The 1,221-nt window shown below is 55.4% G+C and carries 1 protein-coding gene and 1 pseudogene; both read right to left on the reverse strand.

All coding sequences use genetic code 11. From position 1 onward, the window contains the following. Positions 1-180, reverse strand: a pseudogene (locus BIS10_RS18800) (integrase core domain-containing protein); the annotation flags it as partial. A 39-nt stretch (positions 181-219) separates the two neighbouring features. Beyond that, on the reverse strand, positions 220-1,221 hold a 1,002-nt coding region (locus BIS10_RS18805; RefSeq protein ID WP_253507820.1), incomplete at its 5' end, for a serine/threonine-protein kinase.

A 1,221-nucleotide genomic window follows, 5' to 3' on the forward strand; every position in this document is an offset into this window, starting at 1 on the left:
CGCCCAGTGCACTGCATTGGGCGTTTTGTATTTCAGCGCTAGGTGTGGCCACTGACTGTTATAAATCTCGACGGACTCATTCACCATCGTACGTGCCTGACAAACATCTCCTGGCTGAACCAAGAGAAATTCCGTCTTCAATATCCCGTTTACACGTTCTGCGAGAGCGTTTTGATAACAGTGTCCTGTCCTGAATAGAGTTGACTACTGGACGCATTCCTAACGCAGCAGCCAGGAAAGCACCAATAGCAAAAGCAAAATGCCCGCCACGCCTTGCCAAAAGCGTCGAGACTCCGTCCGTGGCTCTTCTCGCTGAGGCATCCGTCCTAACGGGATACGTAGCGCGTGAAGAAACTCCGACATGCGCCTAAAGCGCAGCGGCCGCTGTGGGTCCAGCGCTCGGCGCAGCGCTTCATCCAACGCGGGGGTAATCTCCGGGTTGGTGGTACGGGCGCTACGGTAGCTGAGCTCTTCTAAATCGGTATGACAGCGCAGCTTATTCGGCGTCAAGGTATAGGGCAGTTCTCCGGTTAACAGCCAATAAACCGTGGATGCCAGCGAGTACTGATCGCTGCGTCGCCCCACACTGTCGCCCAGGGCGTACTCTGGAGCCGTGTGCTCATTAAAGCCGATTTGGCGAAGCAGTTCGCCTGAGTGACGATGGCCATCCACTTCACGCATGTGGCAGGCGCTAAAATCCGCCAGCACTACCTTTCCATGCTGATCAATCAGCACGTTATCTGGCGTAACCTGCTGATGGATAATATCGCGGTGATGCAGCGCTTGAACTGCCTTGCCTAACTGATTGGCAATATCGAGACGTTGGACGAGGCTCGCTTGCGGGTGGCGCTCGGCCCATTGGCGCAGGGTCTCACCTTCTACGTTCTGCATGAGGTAGTATAGGTAGCGACGTGGGCGCGAGGGTTCCATGACTTTTACCACAAAGGGCGAATTCACCCGTTCCACCACCCACTGCTGCAGTAAAAAGTGCTCTAAATAGGCGTTACGCAGTGAAAGCTCCGGGCTGGGTGCTTTCATCACCATCACGCGATCGCTATGCACATCACGAACTCGGTAAACGCGAGACTGGGCGTTGCGTGACAGCACGGCCTGAATTTCTAACCCATCAAGGCGCTCGCCAGGAGCTAATTCTGGGGGAATCGGCAGATCGCCGTAGAGCATGCCCGGGTGGTCGGTTGCTTCTTCCGGCAGCTCATCAAT

The sequence above is a fragment of the Halomonas sp. 707B3 genome, assembly GCF_024158645.1.
Classification (GTDB): Bacteria; Pseudomonadota; Gammaproteobacteria; order Pseudomonadales; family Halomonadaceae; genus Vreelandella; species Vreelandella lionensis.